The sequence below is a fragment of the Bacillus sp. SIMBA_005 genome (assembly GCF_046535585.1).
GTDB lineage: Bacteria > Bacillota > Bacilli > Bacillales > Bacillaceae > Bacillus > Bacillus pumilus.
Window position 1 is genome coordinate 132,365 of record NZ_JAWRWI010000009.1, and the last position, 19,079, is coordinate 151,443.

The window sequence follows — 19,079 nt, forward strand, 5'->3', positions numbered from 1 at the left end:
CAATATGAATCATTTACAAAGTACAAAAACATTAAACAATGGAGTCCACATGCCCGGATTTGGTCTTGGGGTATTCAAGGTTGAAGATGGCGCAGAATTAATAGACGCCGTCAAAACAGCCATTCAAATAGGCTATCGCAGTATTGATACAGCGGCTATTTATGGTAATGAGGAAGGGGTTGGGCGCGGCATACAACTTGGTCTTGCAGAAACAGGACTGCGCCGCGAAGACCTCTTTGTGACATCAAAAGTGTGGAATGCCGATTTAGGATATGAATCCACTCTAAAAGCATATGAGGAAAGTTTGAAAAAACTTCAGCTTGACTACCTTGATCTATATTTAATCCATTGGCCGGTTGAGGGCAAATATAAAGACGCTTGGCGTGCGCTGGAAACCTTGTATCGAGAAGGAAAGGTTAGAGCCATTGGTGTGAGCAACTTCCAGCCGCATCATCTAGACGAACTATTAAAAGATGCAGACATCATACCAGCTATCAATCAAGTGGAGTTTCACCCAAAGCTTACGCAGGAAACTCTCTATACGTATTTGAACTCTCGCGGCATTCAAATGGAAGCTTGGTCACCGCTCATGCAGGGTGAACTGCTGCATCATCCGGTGATCAAAGAACTCTCGGACACATACGGCAAAACACCTGCTCAAATTATTTTGCGCTGGGATGTGCAAAAAGGCGTTATCACCATCCCAAAATCAACGAAAGCGCATCGTTTAAAAGAAAATGCAGACATATTTGATTTTGCCTTATCAGATGAGGATATGAAACGCCTGTCTGATTTAAATGAAAACAAACGTATCGGACCAGACCCAGACAACTTTGACTTTTAATGAAAACACCCCCGCTTTTTAACTGTGCGGGGGTGTTTATGTTGATTATTTTGATTTTTTAAAGGAAGCTTCATATTCTTCAATGATTTTATTGCCACCATTTGATTTCCACTTCTCTACATCTTTCTTAAATTGATCTTCACTGATGTCTCCAAGAATGAACTTATAGGTCGCATCATCGATGATTTTTTTCAATTCATTTCCTCGTTCTGAGGCTGTTTCTGAATACAGGGCTTCAGCAGGGTTGGCGACGATGATCTTTTGATTGTCTTCTTCCAGCTCTTCATATTTTGTACGAACCGCATCCCCTTTATTTTTCAAGTACCTTTTATCAATGCCTACTAGACTGACAAGCGGCTGTACATCTGTCTGCCAGCTTTTCACTTGGCTTTCTTCCCTCACAAATGTATTTCCTTCCTCTTTCTTATAATGCTCGCCATCTATACCGTACGTCATGAGACCATAGACATCTTCTTCCGCAATGCGATCAAAGAAGGCCAAAATTCGCTTTAATTCTGCCTCTGATTTCACGCTTGTTTTAGGGAATGCGAAGATGCCATTATGACCACCTGATGCCCACACCCGTTCTTTGCCATCTGGGCCTTTGATTCGGTTTAAGATATCGACTTTCATGTTTTTATCTGTCGCATCATCTCTCAAGTTCACAGCATCAACCATATTTCCAACATAGATTCCTGCTTTTCCTTGTGAGAATAATTCCTGCTGCTGTGTTTTGCTTGTTACAGGGAAGTCTTTGTTGATATAGCCATTATCACGCAGTTTCTTCATATATTTCATCGTATTCATATACTCATCTGTCATAAATTCTGGCGTGAATTTGCCGTTTTCTTCTTTCCAGTCTGTTGGCATTCCCTCATATGAACCAAGTGTTTTAAATGCTCCATAAATCAAATCGTTCCGATCCGTAAAGCCAATTGTATCCGCTTTTCCGTTTTGATTCGGATCTTTTTCAGTAAAGGCTTTCGCTACCTCATAAAGATCATCCAACGTTTTTGGTGTATCCAAATTTAAATTTTCAAGCCAATCCTTTCGAATGACAATTCCTTGTCTTGAAAGTGGTCTCTCTCTATAGATGCCATAAAGCTTACCGTCTATAGAGGCGTTTTTATTAATCAGTTTGTTCATCTTACTTAAATTTGGATAATCCTTTAAGTACGGACCGACTTCCCAGAACATACCTGATCTGAATGCATTAATAGCAGACGAATTCTTAATGTCTTGAATCGTCACAATCTGCGGCAGATTCCCTGCAGCAAGGGCAGAATTTAACCGGTCTTCCTTCACAGCATCAGGCACCCACGTAATATCAAGTTCTGTATTTGTGAGCTTCTCAATCTCCTTTAAAACCGAATCTTTCGGCGGCTGCTGGTGATACAAAATGGCCATCCATGTCAGTTTCACTTTTTTGTCTAAATCAACTTTTTCATCCGATGAACTTCCTTTGCTTGAACATGCGGATAAAATACCGCTTGCTGCAAATAACAGAACAAACGCAATCAGCCATAATTTCTTTCTCCCCATAAGATCCCTCCGTTGTTCCTTCTTTTTAACCTTTTACAGAACCTAGTAATGCCCCTTTGTTGAAATGCTTTTGAATAAATGGATAGACAAGCAAAACGGGAATGGTGGCTACCACAATGACAGCCATTTTAATCGTTTGGTCTGGCGGTGGTGTGGATGATCCCATATCCGACATATCCCCCTGCATTCCGCTCGAAACAATGACAATCTGCCTTAGAAGCACCTGAATCGGCCATTTCACTGAATCATTTAAATACAGGATGGCGGTCATATACGTATTCCAATACGTCACGGCATAAAAAAGTGAAATGGTCGCAATGGCTGGCAAAGAAAGTGGCAGCACAATTTTAAAGAAAATCCCTAAATCGTTACAGCCATCCATCTTCGCTGATTCCTCAAGGCTTGCCGGAATGTTTTGAAAGAAGTTTTTCAAAATGATCAAATTGAACGCATTGATCGCAACCGGTAGAATTAGTGACCAATAGGTATCAAGCAGACCAAGAGTTTTCACCACAATAAACGTCGGAATCATCCCACCGCTAAACAGCATCGTGAAGACAACGAGAAACATCAATGTTCTCCGGCCTTTTAGCTCCTGACGAGACAGCCCATATGCCATGAGTGAGGACAAAAACATGCTGACAGCTGTTCCAACGAGTGTCACAAGAATGGACACAATAAGGCTGCGGTACACAATATCCGTTGAGAAAATATACCGATAGGCCTCTAAAGAAAACGTGGTCGGGAACAAGATAAATTTCTTCGTGATGACCTCTTCTACTGTAGCAAAAGAGGCAGCAATGACATGGATGAACGGAAGCACACATATTAATGCGAACATGAGTAGAAAAGAGTAATTAAATAAGTTGAACAATCGGTCTTTAATAGAACGATCTATGTTCATCACACCCTTCCTTTGAAAGCGTTATCATTTTATCCGAAAATGAGCTGCAGCCTGTGACGATATCGTGATTAAAATGTAACAAACGAGGGAAGAAAGCGTCTATAATCATCTTGACAGACCAACTGGATCGATCCTGTCAGTCGTGCTTTTATGCTCATGAAACAAAAGAATAAGATCATCAGCTAATGACATGATTATGCCCTATGCCTGATCATTTTCTTCAAGGATTTCCGTCGTATTCACATCGGGTATGTAGCCTAACTCCTGCTTCGTGTTTTTCATAGACCAAGGCTTTTCTTCGTTTTCTGATACGGCATAATATGTGCCAAAGGGAACGGCCGTTTCAATCGCTGCCTTTATCATCCCTGCTAGATCTTCATGTGAAAGAAGTGTTCGTTTTGTTCGATCTTTCTCGTGTAATGCCTCCATCTCATCCGTCACAACCGTTCCAATCCGTAAATTGATAACAGACATTCCCGTTTGATCATGGAACAAACGACCTAGCTGTTCAGAAGCAAATTTTAAAATGCCATAGACATTTTGAGTCGCAGGTACATCGTCTGTTGTAATATGTCTTCCTAGTAAGGAGCGTCCATCTTTTTCATAACGATCGGTCACGTGATTGCTGCTTGCAAAAATGACTTTTCGAATGCCGAGCCTTGCTGCTGATCGAAACATAGAATAAGAGCTCCTCCAAAAAATATCACTCATTTTTTCAAACTCCTCACGATTCATCACATCATACGTCATCTCCATGTTTAAAAGGTGTATGATAACATCTGTATCTCGCGCAATCGCTTTATATAATCCCTGTTCATTCGTTGCATCTGCCAAAATGACTCCTTTTTCACAGCCCGTTTGATCAATGATGATGATCTCGTACTCAGAAGAGAGCTCTTTTGTTAAAATACGGCCGATCACACCGCACCCGCCAATGATCGTGATCTTTTTCATCTGTCTCCTCCTTTCTAATGACGTAGTATGTCCAAGCCTTTATAGATTACAGCCATTTTTTTAAGAATCGAGTGACCTCGTGACGCATAGCGGCTGTTTCAAAATGACCTGCATGAAGACCAACAAGCTGATAACGTTCTTTTAATGAAGCCGCTTGATATGTTTGACTCAATCCCTTTTGAATACGTGCTACGCCTTCAGCGGGGGTGAGTGGATCAAGTTTTCCAACTAAGCTTAAATGCGGCCTTGGAAAAATCATTTCCTGAATATCAGCTGCCGTAAAGTGCTTTGCTAAGCTTGGTACATAGTAATAAAAGCCATGCCTGTCTAAATTGTTCGTTTCAATTAATGTGTGGTGATCGACCTGTGCGCAAAGATCAATACACACACTGACTCTCTCATCAAGCGCAGCCGTCCACCAGGAAAGAAGCCCGCCCATTGACATTCCAAAAACAGCTAACCGGTCCGGCAGCACATCAGGTCGAGACAGTACATAATCAATGGCACACATGCTTTCATACAGCATCATGCCCCACATCACTTTCCCTGTTAAAAGCATTTCCTTAAAAATTTCACTTTCGGTTCTTCCTCTTCTCTCACCAAATCCTGCATGATCAATAGCCAGGACACTATAGCCTTTTGAGGTGAACTCTTTCGCATATGAAGGCTCTTGCAAATAATGAGCACCCTTGATGAGCTCTTCCTTCCCATCGACGTAGTTCCCGCCATGAGAGTGCTGAAACAGCACAATGGGTCTTTTTTTCACTGTATCCTTCGGCTTCACAAAATAAGCGGGCACTTCCTCCACACCATGGATTGAAAGAATGAGTGTTTCGACTACATACGATTCACGATCCTCAATCTTTAACGTATATGCCTCCACGCGATGGCGTTCTGGCATTTCTCCTAATAGACTGAGCAGTTGTTCTCGTTTGCTTCCCTTTTCCATTGACATCACTCCTCCTTTTGTTGATCACCTGTTAACATACGAGATCGATAGTCCAATCACCTTGTTTTCGACAAAATTATGTCCCGGGAAATAAAGAACACCCACCGGTTCATACCGATGGGTGTCATCATTAATTTGCAACAATATTGACAAGCTTCCTAGGAACCGCAATCACTTTGCGTATGGTTTTCCCTTCAAGCTGTTCTTTTACACGTGCATCATTTTTCGCAAGCTCTTCTAACTGTTCTTTTGTCGCATCAGCAGGGACAGTTAATTTTGCTTTCACTTTTCCATTCAACTGTACGACAATTTCTACTTCATCGTCGACAAGCTTTGACTCGTCATATTGCGGCCATGCTTCATAAGAAATAGACCCTTCATGACCAAGCTTACTCCAAAGCTCTTCCGCTACATGCGGAGCAATTGGAGAAAGAAGTTTCACAAAGCCTTCTGCATATTCTTTCGGCAGTGTATCAGCCTTGTAGGCATCATTGATAAACACCATTAATTGTGAAATACCTGTATTGAAGCGCAGACCTTCATAATGGTCTGTTACCTTCATCACGGTTTCATGATAGCTGCGTTCTAATGCGCCTCCAGTTTGCTCTGTTATTTTATCACTGATTGTGCCATCTTCGTTTGTGAATAGACGCCATACACGATCAAGGAAGCGGCGAGCACCATCAAGTCCTGTCTCAGACCAAGCGATTGATGCATCTAAAGGTCCCATGAACATTTCATAAAGGCGCAATGTATCCGCACCATGAGATTCTACGATATCATCTGGATTGACAACATTTCCTTTTGATTTACTCATTTTTTCATTATTTTCCCCAAGAATCATTCCTTGGTTGAACAATTTCATGAAAGGTTCTTTTGTCGGAACAACGCCGATATCATACAAGAACTTATGCCAGAAGCGCGCATATAGAAGATGAAGTACAGCATGTTCTGCTCCGCCAATATATACATCAACAGGGAGCCATTTCTTCAGCTTTTCAGGAGATGCAAGCTCTTCTGAGTTATGCGGGTCAATATAACGTAAGAAATACCAGCAGCTGCCTGCCCATTGCGGCATTGTATTGGTTTCACGGCGTCCTTTTTTACCTGTAACAGGATCGACAACCTCAACCCAATCTTTGATATTGGCTAAAGGTGATTCACCTGTACCACTTGGCTTAATCTCAGTCGTCTTAGGCAAAATCAGTGGAAGCTCATCCTCAGAAACAGCTGAAGACGTTCCGTCCTCCCAATGAATAATTGGAATTGGCTCACCCCAATAACGCTGGCGGCTAAATAGCCAGTCTCTTAAACGATAAGTGACTTTCTTTTCGCCTTTTTGATGTTCTTCCAGCCATGCAATGGCTTTTTCAATCGCTTCTTCTTTTCCTAATCCATCGAGGAAATCAGAGTTAATGTGTTTTCCATCACCTGTGTAAGCTTCTTTTTCAATGTCTCCGCCTTCGACAACTTCCTTGATTGGAAGATCAAATGTTTTGGCGAATTCATAGTCACGCTCATCATGGGCAGGTACCGCCATAATCGCGCCTGTTCCATAAGTAGCCAGCACGTAATCTGCAATCCAGATCGGCATCTTTTCACCATTTAATGGATTGATGGCATAAGCGCCTGTGAAAATACCCGTCTTCGTTTTTGCAAGATCTGTCCGCTCTAAGTCGCTCTTAGATTGAATGTCTTTCATATATGCTTCGACTGCTTCTTTTTGAGCAGCTGTTGTAATTTTTTCAACAAGTGCATGTTCTGGTGCAAGTACCGCATAGGTCGCACCAAACAATGTATCAGGACGCGTTGTGAATACAGTAAACTGTTCATCATGTCCTTCTACTTCGAAATGAACATGTGCACCTTCTGAACGTCCGATCCAGTTACGCTGCATGTCCTTAATGCTTTCAGGCCAATCAATATCTTCTAAATCTTCTAACAGCCTGTCCGCATATGCCGTAATCTTTAGCATCCATTGCTTCATTGGACGTCTTTCAACTGGATGCCCTCCGCGTTCACTTTTTCCATCAATGACTTCTTCATTTGCAAGGACTGTGCCAAGCGCCGGACACCAGTTCACTGGTACTTCATCGATATACGCCAATCCCTTTTCGTACAACTTCAAGAAAATCCATTGTGTCCATTTATAATAATTCGGATCAGTCGTGTTGATTTCTCGATCCCAATCATACGAGAACCCTAGTGATTGAATTTGGCGGCGGAAGTTATTGATGTTCTCTTCTGTAAAAACCGCGGGATCATTCCCTGTATCTAGTGCATACTGTTCTGCTGGAAGACCAAATGCGTCCCATCCCATTGGATGAAGAACATCATATCCCTGCATACGTTTCATGCGTGATAAAATATCCGTTGCTGTGTAGCCCTCAGGGTGCCCGACATGAAGTCCTGCTCCTGATGGGTATGGAAACATATCAAGTGCATAGAACTTTGGTTTATCTTCCGAGTCAGATGTGGCGAATGTTTTATGTGTCAGCCAATAATCCTGCCACTTCTTTTCAATTTCCCGATGCTGAAAACTCAATGTGAAAACCTCCTTTAATATGTACGGCTGTATCTGCTCAGATGACCGCTGCAAGAATTCAGATTTTTCTAAAATCAACAAAAAACCCTCATCCCTGGAAAGGGACGAGAGATTTTTTGGTTCCCGCGGTACCACCCTTGTTAGCGTAACTTTCTGTTTGTACGCTCACTTAATATCTTTAACGCAGACATGCGACAGAAGCTTTAACGCAACTGCAACTCTGAGGCGAGTTCAGAAGCAGATTTGATTGACTTTCACCAGCCGTCAATTCTCTAAAGACAAATACTGCTTTCCTACTACTCCTCTTCACTGTTCTTATCGTAACCGTCATCTAAGTAGTATTTTATAGAATTATGATCATAAGTGCAAGCAGGTTTGTATACAATGGGAATGTACCCTAGATCAGGGTAAAGTAGAGGAAATTATTCGTGTGGAGATCGGTTATGACGGTTGGAGTCTGCATTCTGTGAATGCTGTTCTCTTACAAAATCAAAGCTTCGCAGAACTGCTTCTCCTCCGTAACCTGAAATAATTGATAAGATGACCAAGTGCAGACTAGAATCGGGATTTGAGGATAAGACAAGCAGTGTAGCGGCAATCATCCCAACGAGCCAATCTTCAATAAACCCTAAATAAATAAACTTTTTTGTCATTCTGGGCTTCTCTAGCCTGCCTTTTTTCTTTACGTGACCGAGAATGCCCATGACCCCTCCAATGGCGCAAGCAATAATGACTTGTTGCAGCATTTTCATCACCTTCCTAAAGCCCTTAGAATAGTAAAGCGACTTCAGGCTGTCCAGCCCCCTGTAATGCCATTCTGCTGTTCCGTCATAATCCATGTAAAAGGTCTATTCTCTCTAACGAAGAAAAAAAGCTTGTTTCTTCCATTATATGTGAATGACCCAAAACAATCTTGATGCATTGGAATCATTTTTGCCTAATCCATATTAACTATTTTTGTCATTTTATGAATTATGAGCAATTGATTCCTTCTTTTTCTAAAGAAAAGTCTCCTTACTTACTATATTCTAATGGAGGACAAACTATGATGACAAATTTAACAAAGCCATTGCAATCGTTGAAACAGAACATATGTTATGTTACGTTAGTAAGGAGTATCTTTGGTTGAAAAGACAACCATTTGATATGTCTCATAGCAGCAACAAAGGAGGGTAATATGGTCAGCTCGAACATCTTCGGCTTACAAAAACAGCTTGAACTTATAAAAAAAGCGCTAGATCATGCGCGGATCGGTGTTATCATTACAGACCCTTCTTTAGAAGATAACCCTATCGTTTATGTGAATCACGGTTTTACACACATGACTGGATACAAACCAGATGAGATTCTCGGGCGTAATTGTCGATTCCTTCAAGGGAAAGACACAGATCAAGAACAGATCGATTTAATACGTCATGGAATACAGAATAAAACACCTATTACCACACAGCTAAAAAATTATAAAAAAGACGGTACTTTTTTTTGGAATGAACTCAATATAGATCCACTATACATTGAACAAGATGATAAAACTTTTTTTATTGGCTTTCAAAAAGATATTACGAAACAGAAAGAATATGAACAGCTCCTAGAAGATTCCTTACAGGAAGTCACCTCTCTTTCGACGCCAATCGTCCCAATCAAAAATGGTGTATCTGCTCTGCCTCTCATTGGAAAACTATCTGAAGAACGCTTTGATGCCATTGTTGCGAAGTTAACTTGTATATTAGATGATTCAAAGGATGATTATTTAATTGTTGATCTTTCTGGTTTAATCGATGTTGATGATTCCGTTGCAGCACGTATTTTCAAGCTGCACCATCTTCTCAATTTAACTGGAACCGAACTGATCATCACAGGGATCAAACCGCAGCTTGCCATGAAAATGAAAGACTTGGATACAGATTTCCAGGATACAATCACTTATTTGACGGTTAAGGAAGCAATCAAAGGATTACCATTAGCTGAAAACCCTGTGTAAAACAGGGCTTTTTTCGTTAAAACACCCCCTAAAAATGGAAATATGAGGTATAATTAGTGTAATGAAAGCTATAGGGGGGCTTCTAGATGATGATGTTACTCATCATAGGTCTTTTATGTGTTTGTTTTGCCATCGGATATGCCGTCAATTTCTTATTACTCAAACACCAAAACGCGCAGATCTTTTCAAAGAAACTATTTTATCCTTTCTTAATCTTAGGTCTCATCTTTTCCATTATGTCATTACCGTTTGCTGCCACAGATGCACCGAAAGCACAAGCAGATCCATCTTCAGAACAGCTGTTAAAGGATCAAAAGCAGCTCACATCTGACATAACGCGCTTAAAAGCTGATAAAGAGGAACTTACCGCTTCTTTAGAGGACGCAACAAAGGATAAAGAAAAGCTAGCGAAAAAGCTAGAAACCATCACCTCAGAAAAAGAAACAGTCAAAAAGCAAGAAAAGACTATTCAAGCGCTTGAAAAGAAAATAGACAAGCTTGCCTCAAGCAACGAAACGCTCAAAAAAGAGAACAAGAAAAGCAGCAGCGATACAGAGTCTTCTACCGTTCAGCGCTCCGCACCTAAAGATGAAGGAAAAAGTACAGGCGGTCATGAATCACAGAAGGAAACAAAAAAAGAATCCGCCGCCTGTAACATCAAAGGTAGTGTCAACGGTATTTATCACACACCGAGCAGCAGATACTACTCTAGAACCAAAAATGTAACCAAAATGTTTTGCTCCGTAGAAGAAGCAGAGCGTGCAGGGTACCGGGCACCTAAGCAATAGCCATGTGTCACGAAAAAAAGAACCTCCTGTCAGCCCCATAGGGTGTCTTAGGAGGTTCTTTTATTAGATTTCTCTTCTTAATGCTGATAATACATTCGTTTTTGTTGCTTTACGTGCTGGGTTGAGCCCTGAAAGGATCGCTACCCCTGCGCTAATCACTGTTGCCGTAATCACAAGGCTGAGTGGAATGTAGGAGAAGGTGATCGAGAATTGATCACTTGACCCTCCCTCTGACATGGACGTCAAAATAGCTGGGATGATTAAATTGACCGCGAAACTAATGATATATGAGATGATAATTCCGATGATCGACCCAATCACCCCAATATAAGCACTTTCCATGAGGAACATTCGCTTAATAATGGATGGATTCGCGCCAATGGCTTTCATAATCCCAATTTCTTGTGTCCGCTCTGTTACAGCCATTGTCATCGTATTGAAAATCCCGATCGCAGAAATAATGACCGCAATACATCCAACAAAAATAAGTCCAATTTTGAAAACTGTAAAGAACATATCCATTCCCTTGAGCTGATTCGTCACAGAGATGACTTGGTAGCCCTCATCTGTCAGCTTATTCGTAAGCGCACCAACATTGTCGAATTTATCTGCATAGACAGAGGTCATTTTCTCGACATTTCCTGCTTCAGGAGATAGATCGAGTATTTGACCAAATTCTTTTTCATACGCATTCGGAATGAGAATTTTATGATCCTCCTGCCACTCCAGATTTGGCTTTTTCATAACACCTACTACACGGAAATCAAATGTTTTTTCTTTGACGACTTCATTTTCTTCATTTAATTTTGGCACTTTGATTTGAATCACTTTATTTAAAATATCCTTCGTGTAGCCTTTAGGCTCTTTCGGCATTTCTTCACCATTTGATGTCTGATTTAATTCTTTTTCATAGGCTTCGCGTTCTTTTTTTGTCCACAGTTGTTCAGCCATATGATACCCGACCACAATTTCGTTCGCTGATGTTGGGACTTTACCTCGGTCTAGCTCAAGCCCTGCTTCTTTTTCTTCTTTCATATCGGTCAAAGCAACCTGCGTTTCACCTGAGCGGTCATCGAGCTCGATCTTTACCGATGGAGTGAGCGCCGTTCTTGAAACGACAGATTTCACATGATCATATTTCTTCAAATCATCTGTCTTGACGTCACCTTTTTCCTTGCCTAACACTTTCACTTCTGTGATGATTTGCTGTTTCATGATTTCATCTTGCGCTGATTTTTGCAGACCAAAACCGACAGATGCTAAAACGATTAAGAAAGAGCATGCCATTGTCGTCGCAAGAATGGTCATAAACACACGCAATCTATTTTTCTTCATGTTTCTTCTAATGAATTTGACCTGATCTCTAAATTTCAATGGATTGTTCCCCTTTCTTTAATACACCATCATGGAGCTGGAACGTTGTATCTGCGATGGAGGCAACTTCATCGTCATGTGTAATGATGACAAATGTGATTCCTTTTTCACGATTGAGCTGCTGGATAAAGGCTAAGATTTCTCCTTCGGTTTCTGAATCTAGACTGCCTGTTGGTTCATCCGCTAAAATAATAGATGGATTTAAAATCAAGGCTCTTGCAATACTCACACGCTGCTGCTGCCCGCCCGACAACTCATTCGGATAATGCCCTGCATGATGTTCTAGACCTACTCGTTTCAGCATTTCTTTTACTTTCGCCTTTCGTTCAGACGGCTTTACACCTTTTAAAGTGAGCGGAAGTTCAACATTCTCATACGTCGTTAAGCTCCCGATCAATTGAAAGCTTTGAAAGATAAAACCAAAGTGATCTAAGCGGAAGTCCGCCCATTCTTTTTCATTAAATCCAGTCACATCGGTACCATCAATGACAATTTGTCCGCTCGTTGGCGTAATATATCCTGAAATTAAGTTCAATAGGGTAGATTTCCCCGAGCCACTTCGCCCCACTATACAAGCAATGTCGCCTCTTTTGATGGACAGGTCAATCCCTTTCAGCACAGGAATCTCATTCTCTCTGCCCTTTTTACCAATTTTAAACACATGATCTAACGCTTGAATCTGGATCATCTCTACTCCCCTGCTCTCTGTTTATCTTTTTCGATATATTAAGAAATAACTTGTTAATGCACCTACTACGCCGCCGATGATCATGCCGACAATATAACCCAATATGGAAGTGTCAGAAGAAAATCCAACCCATCCAAATCCTAGAACACCGAAGACAATGACCAAAATCTGAATCGGTCTATCCATTTTTGAGTAAAGGAAGAAACGACCATTTCGTTCAATAGGATGCTTGATAAAGCTAAACAAACCAATGAGATAAAATACAATCATCATCACAATAGGTATAATGAATTCTTCACCAGTGAACCAAAGTGGATATTTATCTATATCTCGAAATTGAAAACGGTCTGTTATATAAGTAATTGGGGCGATAGGCATAATAAAGTATTCATAACTGACATCGACCCAATGCCTATTCGTTCTTAAAATAAAATCTAAATGAAACATCGGAAGCCAAATTAATAAATATGGCAATATCGCTGTACTGAATGTAACAATGGCTTGACTAATTGCGCTTCCTGTTAACGCACCTGCTGCAAGACACAAACTATAAATCATTAAGGTTGATACGAGTGCAATGAAGTAACCACTATTAAAGTCAAACGTCTCTTTTGGTTGAGTGCCTAATATGAGTAAGTAAGTGAGAAAATATGACAACACATGAACAAGCGTTATGATTCCGGCACCTAAGAAAAACTTTGTATGATAAATGGTACTTCTGCTAAACGGCAAGGATAAAGTAAAATCAATTTGTCCTTTATTTCTTTCATATCCCAGCTGGATAATCGCAAAAAGCAAGCCCATAAGCCATGAGAGGGCGATAAAAATATCAGAACTGAAATTATAATAAAAGTATTGATCTCCGATTGTACATGTGGGGTCGTTTACACAAGTTTGAAAGGACGAGTATCCCAGTAAAAAGGATAATGGCGTCGTAAAGACTGCAACCAGCATCACTAAAATAAATGTCAGCTCTGATTGCTTCCACTCTTTATATAATAATTGCCGCTTTACCATCTCCGTTTCCCTCCAAACTTTGCAATGAATACTTCTTCTAAATTCACAGGCAGTTCATGCCATACTTTTGGCTGCAGCGACTTCAAGTACTCTTTTGCCTCTACATCGGTTTTAAGAACAAGCGCTGTATAAAAAATGCCCGCTTGATCTAATATAGCAACACCATTTTTTCGTATACTCAAGTTCATATCTTCTTCAAAGGCCATCTGGATTTTGACATAATCATTCTTTAATTCATCTAGATCCATGACACTTGTGAGTTGATTTCCTTCTAAAAACCCGATTCGGTTACACATCCGCTCAATATCCTCTAATCGGTGCGATGTGATGAGAATCGACGTTTCACGTTCCGCTACCTCGTCGATCATGAGCTGAAGAACATCATTTCTTGTGACGGCATCAATACCATCTGTCGGTTCATCTAACAGAATCACAGCTGGCTTGATCGCAAAGCTTAAAATTAATGACAGCTGTTTTTTTAACCCTGTCGATAGTTCGCGGTATTTCACTTTTTCCGGAATTTCATAGCGATTCACAAGCTCATTGGCATATGTCACGTCAAACTTCGGGTAAATATGCTTTAACAGCTGGACAAGCTGTCCGTAATTGTATCTGTCAAAGTAGGGATTGACGACAGGCATATACACAATATTTTGCTTCACTAATGGATGGTCTTTCACAAGCACGTCTTTAAAATAAATCTCTCCTTCATCCGGAAGAAGAATTTGCTGAATTAAGCGGAGAAGTGTTGTTTTACCAGAGCCATTCCTGCCAAGCAAACCAAAGATTTCACCTTCGCCTAATTTGAAGGAAACGTTACTGAGTACTTCACGTCCGTTTAATGTCTTCGATACATTTCTAACCTCAATCAACTTTTTTTCCTCCCTCAAGACTTGAGCCGATCTCTTCTATCCATTCCTTCAGTTGTTGAATATCAATACCGGCATAATGAGCTTCTATAATGAGTTGTCTTAATTGCTCCTTCATCTCCAATACCTTCCCTTCATTCAGCTTTAACTGAGCCTCTTCTGTTACATACGTACCGCGGCCTCTTAGTGTTTCAATAATCCCTTCCCGCTCAAGCTCCTTATATGCTTTACTGACGGTGTTTGGATTGGCGATGATAATAGTGGCGAGCTCTCTGACAGAGGGCAGTTTGTCACCAGGTTTCATTACACCTTTTAGACATAAAATTTTGAGTTGCTCAATGATTTGTTCATATATTGGCGCAGCGCTTCGTGGATCTATTTGAATCATGATGGCTCCCTCTTTCCTCATTCATGCTTTTGCAGTCCTATTGCTTGTTCATGCCCTTGCATTAAAGGGATTGAATTAAGTATCAAATCTTTTTGAACTTCAAAACCAATGAAAACGAGAACGAAAAAAAATGTACATGCTAACAAAACAGCCAGCACCATCCACTTTAAATTGATTGGTTTTTTTTCTTTTTTCATGGTTGAACACCTTTCTTCACTTTTTAAGTGTCTTTAGTGTATTAGTTGATGTAGTACACTTAATACAATATAGACACTCAAATAAAAAGTCAATAGCCTTTCAAAAAAATAAAAAACAGACCCTTAAAAAAGGATCTGTTCATCATTCGTTGTCGTAAGAAATACCTAAAATCATTTGATTTTGTAAGCTTTGAATTTGAACACGTGCTCTGTCTAACCGCTCTCTTTGCTGGTCATTGGCGACATCCTTTAATTTTTCTAATTCGTTCACCGCATCTTCCAGCATAAGCTGCGCCTTAGAAAATTCATCCTCATTATAATGCTCTTGACGTAAGTTCAAATCAAATTGCTCATTTGCAAACTCAAGGGTTTCAGTACTTTTTTGGATAAATTCATCGATTGACTGCCTTGTTGCCATCCTGCATTCCCTCCATTTCATCATTGCTCCCGCCTATTTTGCCCACGTAAAGTTTTTTCACTAAAGAAAATGTTGGACAGATTCAATTGTCCTCTTTCATGATTTTTGTTAAACTTTAAGGATGCCTATTATTACGCAAGGAGGTTACTGACTTGGATCAGCATAACCCTTTTTTATATTCAAACAGCGAAAAACGCTATCACACATGGAACTATCATTTGCGAGAACACTTTGGTCATAAAGTATTTAAAGTGGCCTTAGATGGCGGCTTTGACTGCCCAAATCGTGATGGTACTGTAGCCCATGGAGGCTGTACATTTTGCAGTGCCGCAGGATCTGGTGACTTTGCAGGAAACCGGGCGGATGATCTCGTCACTCAATTTAACGAAATCAAAGACCGGATGCATACAAAATGGAAAGACGGAAAATATATGGCGTATTTTCAGGCGTATACAAACACACACGCCCCGCTTCCTGTTTTAAAGGAAAAATTTGAAACCGTGATGAATTTGGATGGTGTGGTTGGTTTATCTATTGCGACAAGACCTGACTGCCTGCCAGATGACGTGGTGGAGTATTTAGCTGAATTAAATGAGCGCACTTATCTTTGGGTAGAGCTTGGTCTTCAGACGGTTCATGAACGGACAGCGATGCTTATAAACCGTGCCCATGATTATGAATGCTACGTAGAAGGTGTAAAAAAACTGCGAAAACACGGCATTCGTGTCTGCTCGCATATCATCAACGGCTTGCCTCTTGAAAACCGGGACATGATGATGGAGACAGCAAAAGCTGTTGCTGATTTAGATGTGCAAGGAATTAAAATTCATTTGCTTCACCTTTTAAAAGGAACCCCAATGGTCAAGCAATACGAAAAAGGCAAATTGGAGTTTCTCAGCCAGGAGGAATATGTCCAGCTTGTTTGTGATCAGCTGGAGATCCTGCCGCCAGAAATGATTATTCATCGTATTACAGGGGATGGCCCGATTGAATTAATGGTTGGTCCAATGTGGAGTGTAAACAAGTGGGAAGTATTAAATGCCATTAATGCTGAGCTTGAAAGACGTAACAGCTACCAAGGCAAGCGTTTCGTCAGATTGGAAGAAGCAGCAAAATGATCTTGAAACGAATGCTCCCTTTTAGTAAAGAGCTATTAGAACGGGCTTGTCAAAAAGGCGATGTCGTCATTGATGCAACGATGGGAAATGGCCACGACACACTCTATTTAGCTGATCTTGTCGGTCATGATGGACAAGTTTTCGCATTCGACGTACAAGAAGAAGCCATAGAGCAAACACGCAAAAGGCTTGGCGAGGGATATCCTTATGTTCATCTGATTCACGATGGTCATGAAAAACTGGCTCAACACCTACCAAGAGATGTTTATGAACATATCTCAGGTGCGGTGTTTAACCTTGGGTACTTGCCCGGAGGCGATAAAGCTGTCACTACTCAGGCTCATACAACCATTGAAGCCATTGAGCAGCTCCTCGACTGGCTTAAACCCGGAGGTCTGATCGTCCTTGTGATCTATCATGGACACCCTGAAGGGAAAAGAGAAAAAGAAGTGCTTCTCGACTATTGCAGATCACTTTCTCATGAAGAGGTACAAGTTTTATCATATCAATACATGAATATTCAAAACGACCCGCCTTTTGTGGTCGCCATTGAAAAAAAGCTCAAATCCTAATGGATTTGAGCTTTTTTATGAGGATTTCATCCAAGGCATTTTCTGATAGGTCCGGTAAGCTCTTCCGTTGATATAGAAAAAGAACGATGTTTTCCCGCTTGATCTGATCAGCCGTTTTGCCAGCTTATTCATCTCTTTTTGGGCTGTTACTTTTTCATCGGACAAATAGACTGCCAATAATCCTCTGTTAATCAATTTGTGAAAGTTTTCGTGCGGAATGCCTTTCAGCTGCTCATCCGCTTTTTCAATAAAATGCTGAAGTCTATCCATCATCTCATGATGAGAAGCATAGTAGGAGCAAAAGTTCAGATCTCCCCCAAGCCTATCTTCTTCTTGGTCAATTAAATAATCAAGTAAAATGTGCAGACCTTGAATATAAGGGAAATAGCTTTCGTAAATTTGCTTCGCCTGCTTTTCTGTAAAGTTCGGCTGCAGCGCGTACGCCACAAGACAGAAAATCCCTAACGTTGATCCTGCACAAGCTGAAAATTCATACCATTCCATCTTAGGTAAATCCTTTTCATATTGGCGGAACCACGATTCTAGCCGCGGCACACGCTCATGAGGAACGACGTGTTTATGTACTTGCAAATCACTGTAGTAATCGCACAGCGTGTGTAAATATGGCTGAATGATCGGATAATGCTTAAGGCGCGACAGCACGTCTTGGCATGTGCGGACAAGCGCGTGTAAATACCCATGATCCTCTTGATCATCACGGAATTGGTAGTAGGGTTTGAGCTCAGCATGAATATCAAGCGCATCTCTCATTGCTTGATGCAGCATATGAAAATCTTTTGGATCAAGCGACGTACTGCGGTCACATAGGTTATCTAAGTAATCACTGATGGTTTGATACGCCACAATGAATTCAATACACGTTTCTTTCGCCTCACCTGCTAGAAGAGATAAAATGCCTCCGCCTTCGCAGTGAAAGGTTTTACTTGATATGCTCGCTAATGCCTGCGTACGCAGTTCTTCATTTTCAATCATTTCTGCATGAGCCCGCCACTTTTTCAGCTCCTGATGCACAAGCGGAAAAATATCTTTATACACCTTGGTCATCAGTGCAAAAGGACGCTCTGGTACTGACAAATTAATCCACCCCTAACTTAAAGCTCACCATCAAATATATTGATCTGTAAAGGCTCTTGCTGCCTTAAACACATCTTCTCTTTCCGGTTCATTAAAAATTTCGTGATACAGGTCTTCCCATTCACGATATGACTTATTGGTTGATTCAATGCCATTGAACCATTTGATCACCCTCGTTTTATCGACAATCTTATCATCACCCGCCTGCATTAAAAGGAGCGGAATCGATTTAAAGACATTCGTTGGCTGCATGGCCGCATCAATATTTTTGATCAGCTCTCGGTACCAGCGAACCGACACTTTTGTTACGTAAAGGGAATCATTTGAGTCTGCCTCAATCACAGCCTGATTTCGTGTGGCTAGTTCAATCGACAGTCCTGACTCGACTTTAAAGGACGGCGTGAGCACATTTAGACCTTTTGATGCAAAATCCATTAGCTTCTTCGGTTTAAATTGCAGACCTAAACAAGGTGATGATAAAATAAGGCCATCAATCTTCGTATGGGTATACTGCTTGACCCACTCAATTGAAACGAGTCCGCCCATACTGTGACCAAGTAAAAAAGTAGGAAGCCTGAATGATTTCGCATGTTCGATCCATTCATCTACTGTATCAATGTATTCTTGAAACGAACGAATGTGGCCGCGCGCACGTGTCGATGTCCCTTGCCCAGGCAGGTCACCCATGACGACGTGATAGCCGGCATTTCGCCACATTTCGATCAGCCATTTATAGCGGCCGTGATATTCGCTCGCACCATGTACAATCACAATTGTACCAACTGGTCTTTCAGCATGCCAAGTCCACAAAGTAAACACCTCACAAATGTTGTATT

At 41.0% G+C, this 19,079-nt stretch carries 20 protein-coding genes and 1 other annotated feature; of the genes, 5 read left to right on the forward strand and 15 right to left on the reverse strand.

Going from position 1 to position 19,079, the window contains the following annotated elements; all coding sequences use genetic code 11:
• Positions 1-4: 4 nt before the first annotated feature.
• The gene (locus SB660_RS15890) at positions 5-844 is read left to right on the forward strand and encodes an aldo/keto reductase (RefSeq protein WP_169056709.1); all 840 of its coding nucleotides are present in this window, start codon (positions 5-7) and stop codon (positions 842-844) included.
• 45 nt (positions 845-889) lie between these two features.
• On the opposite strand, the gene SB660_RS15895 is transcribed toward SB660_RS15890, so the two are convergent.
• From SB660_RS15895 to SB660_RS15920, 6 genes are all read right to left on the reverse strand, one after another.
• Entirely contained in the window at positions 890-2,386 is a 1,497-nt protein-coding gene (locus tag SB660_RS15895) for an extracellular solute-binding protein (protein WP_410583256.1), read from the reverse strand.
• A 25-nt stretch (positions 2,387-2,411) separates the two neighbouring features.
• A complete protein-coding gene (locus tag SB660_RS15900) occupies positions 2,412-3,272 on the reverse strand; it encodes a carbohydrate ABC transporter permease (protein ID WP_095117953.1) in 861 nt (286 codons plus the stop codon).
• A 219-nt stretch (positions 3,273-3,491) separates the two neighbouring features.
• A complete protein-coding gene (locus SB660_RS15905; RefSeq protein ID WP_410583258.1) occupies positions 3,492-4,244 on the reverse strand; it encodes an NAD-dependent epimerase/dehydratase family protein in 753 nt (250 codons plus the stop codon).
• Between the two features lie 46 nt (positions 4,245-4,290).
• Positions 4,291-5,193, reverse strand: a complete 903-nt coding sequence (locus SB660_RS15910; RefSeq protein ID WP_410583260.1) for a dienelactone hydrolase family protein — start codon at positions 5,191-5,193, stop codon at positions 4,291-4,293.
• 130 nt (positions 5,194-5,323) lie between these two features.
• Complete coding sequence (gene leuS / locus SB660_RS15915) at positions 5,324-7,738, reverse strand: leucine--tRNA ligase (protein WP_410583262.1); 2,415 nt, start codon at positions 7,736-7,738, stop codon at positions 5,324-5,326.
• Positions 7,739-7,835: 97 nt separating this feature from the next.
• Positions 7,836-8,057: a binding site (T-box leader), on the reverse strand.
• A 103-nt stretch (positions 8,058-8,160) separates the two neighbouring features.
• Entirely contained in the window at positions 8,161-8,490 is a 330-nt protein-coding gene (locus SB660_RS15920; protein ID WP_223250657.1) for a DUF4257 domain-containing protein, read from the reverse strand.
• A gap of 425 nt (positions 8,491-8,915) precedes the next feature.
• Here SB660_RS15920 and ytvA point away from each other — a divergent pair, with 425 nt between their 5' ends.
• Together ytvA and SB660_RS15930 are read left to right on the forward strand one after the other, a co-directional pair.
• The gene (gene ytvA / locus SB660_RS15925) at positions 8,916-9,719 is read left to right on the forward strand and encodes a YtvA family blue-light photoreceptor (protein ID WP_058015010.1); all 804 of its coding nucleotides are present in this window, start codon (positions 8,916-8,918) and stop codon (positions 9,717-9,719) included.
• Positions 9,720-9,805: 86 nt separating this feature from the next.
• Positions 9,806-10,507 carry a coiled-coil domain-containing protein gene (locus SB660_RS15930; RefSeq protein WP_169056705.1) on the forward strand — a complete coding sequence of 234 codons (702 nt, stop codon included), beginning with the start codon at positions 9,806-9,808 and terminating at the stop codon, positions 10,505-10,507.
• A 63-nt stretch (positions 10,508-10,570) separates the two neighbouring features.
• On the opposite strand, the gene SB660_RS15935 is transcribed toward SB660_RS15930, so the two are convergent.
• From SB660_RS15935 to SB660_RS15965, 7 genes are all read right to left on the reverse strand, one after another.
• On the reverse strand, positions 10,571-11,881 hold the full coding sequence (locus tag SB660_RS15935; protein WP_410583264.1) for an ABC transporter permease: 1,311 nt from the start codon (positions 11,879-11,881) through the stop codon (positions 10,571-10,573).
• Positions 11,871-12,569, reverse strand: coding sequence for an ABC transporter ATP-binding protein (locus tag SB660_RS15940; RefSeq protein WP_095409340.1), 699 nt, complete (start codon positions 12,567-12,569; stop codon positions 11,871-11,873). The genes SB660_RS15935 and SB660_RS15940 overlap by 11 nt, the downstream gene beginning before the upstream one ends.
• 21 nt (positions 12,570-12,590) lie before the next feature.
• The gene (locus SB660_RS15945; RefSeq protein WP_410583266.1) at positions 12,591-13,586 is read right to left on the reverse strand and encodes an ABC-2 transporter permease; all 996 of its coding nucleotides are present in this window, start codon (positions 13,584-13,586) and stop codon (positions 12,591-12,593) included.
• Positions 13,580-14,458: an ATP-binding cassette domain-containing protein gene (locus tag SB660_RS15950; RefSeq protein ID WP_041815864.1), complete on the reverse strand. Its 879-nt coding sequence runs from the start codon at positions 14,456-14,458 to the stop codon at positions 13,580-13,582. The genes SB660_RS15945 and SB660_RS15950 overlap by 7 nt, the downstream gene beginning before the upstream one ends.
• On the reverse strand, positions 14,451-14,843 hold the full coding sequence (locus tag SB660_RS15955; protein ID WP_044142160.1) for a GntR family transcriptional regulator: 393 nt from the start codon (positions 14,841-14,843) through the stop codon (positions 14,451-14,453). Before SB660_RS15955 ends, SB660_RS15950 begins: the two co-directional genes overlap by 8 nt.
• A gap of 17 nt (positions 14,844-14,860) precedes the next feature.
• Positions 14,861-15,040: a hypothetical protein gene (locus SB660_RS15960; RefSeq protein ID WP_012010969.1), complete on the reverse strand. Its 180-nt coding sequence runs from the start codon at positions 15,038-15,040 to the stop codon at positions 14,861-14,863.
• 142 nt (positions 15,041-15,182) lie between these two features.
• Positions 15,183-15,458 carry a YtzC family protein gene (locus SB660_RS15965; RefSeq protein ID WP_034665376.1) on the reverse strand — a complete coding sequence of 92 codons (276 nt, stop codon included), beginning with the start codon at positions 15,456-15,458 and terminating at the stop codon, positions 15,183-15,185.
• Positions 15,459-15,610: 152 nt separating this feature from the next.
• Here SB660_RS15965 and mnmL point away from each other — a divergent pair, with 152 nt between their 5' ends.
• On the forward strand, positions 15,611-16,576 hold the full coding sequence (gene mnmL / locus SB660_RS15970; protein WP_410583269.1) for a tRNA modification radical SAM protein MnmL/YtqA: 966 nt from the start codon (positions 15,611-15,613) through the stop codon (positions 16,574-16,576).
• Positions 16,573-17,148 carry a tRNA 5-(aminomethyl)-2-thiouridylate-methyltransferase MnmM gene (gene mnmM / locus SB660_RS15975; RefSeq protein ID WP_410583271.1) on the forward strand — a complete coding sequence of 192 codons (576 nt, stop codon included), beginning with the start codon at positions 16,573-16,575 and terminating at the stop codon, positions 17,146-17,148. The genes mnmL and mnmM overlap by 4 nt, the downstream gene beginning before the upstream one ends.
• A gap of 15 nt (positions 17,149-17,163) precedes the next feature.
• On the opposite strand, the gene SB660_RS15980 is transcribed toward mnmM, so the two are convergent.
• Complete coding sequence (locus SB660_RS15980) at positions 17,164-18,243, reverse strand: tetraprenyl-beta-curcumene synthase family protein (RefSeq protein ID WP_180310321.1); 1,080 nt, start codon at positions 18,241-18,243, stop codon at positions 17,164-17,166.
• 30 nt (positions 18,244-18,273) lie between these two features.
• On the reverse strand, positions 18,274-19,053 hold the full coding sequence (locus tag SB660_RS15985) for an alpha/beta hydrolase (RefSeq protein ID WP_410583273.1): 780 nt from the start codon (positions 19,051-19,053) through the stop codon (positions 18,274-18,276).
• Positions 19,054-19,079: the final 26 nt, after the last annotated feature.

Coding starts and splice junctions, on each gene's coding strand:
- SB660_RS15890 (WP_169056709.1), top strand. CDS start 5: ATGAATCATTTACAAAGTACAAAAACATTAAACAATGGAGTCCACATG.
- SB660_RS15895 (WP_410583256.1), bottom strand. CDS start 2,386: ATGGGGAGAAAGAAATTATGGCTGATTGCGTTTGTTCTGTTATTTGCA.
- SB660_RS15905 (WP_410583258.1), bottom strand. CDS start 4,244: ATGAAAAAGATCACGATCATTGGCGGGTGCGGTGTGATCGGCCGTATT.
- SB660_RS15910 (WP_410583260.1), bottom strand. CDS start 5,193: ATGGAAAAGGGAAGCAAACGAGAACAACTGCTCAGTCTATTAGGAGAA.
- SB660_RS15920 (WP_223250657.1), bottom strand. CDS start 8,490: ATGAAAATGCTGCAACAAGTCATTATTGCTTGCGCCATTGGAGGGGTC.
- ytvA (WP_058015010.1), top strand. CDS start 8,916: ATGGTCAGCTCGAACATCTTCGGCTTACAAAAACAGCTTGAACTTATA.
- SB660_RS15930 (WP_169056705.1), top strand. CDS start 9,806: ATGATGATGTTACTCATCATAGGTCTTTTATGTGTTTGTTTTGCCATC.
- SB660_RS15940 (WP_095409340.1), bottom strand. CDS start 12,569: ATGATCCAGATTCAAGCGTTAGATCATGTGTTTAAAATTGGTAAAAAG.
- SB660_RS15945 (WP_410583266.1), bottom strand. CDS start 13,586: ATGGTAAAGCGGCAATTATTATATAAAGAGTGGAAGCAATCAGAGCTG.
- SB660_RS15955 (WP_044142160.1), bottom strand. CDS start 14,843: ATGATTCAAATAGATCCACGAAGCGCTGCGCCAATATATGAACAAATC.
- SB660_RS15960 (WP_012010969.1), bottom strand. CDS start 15,040: ATGAAAAAAGAAAAAAAACCAATCAATTTAAAGTGGATGGTGCTGGCT.
- SB660_RS15965 (WP_034665376.1), bottom strand. CDS start 15,458: ATGGCAACAAGGCAGTCAATCGATGAATTTATCCAAAAAAGTACTGAA.
- mnmM (WP_410583271.1), top strand. CDS start 16,573: ATGATCTTGAAACGAATGCTCCCTTTTAGTAAAGAGCTATTAGAACGG.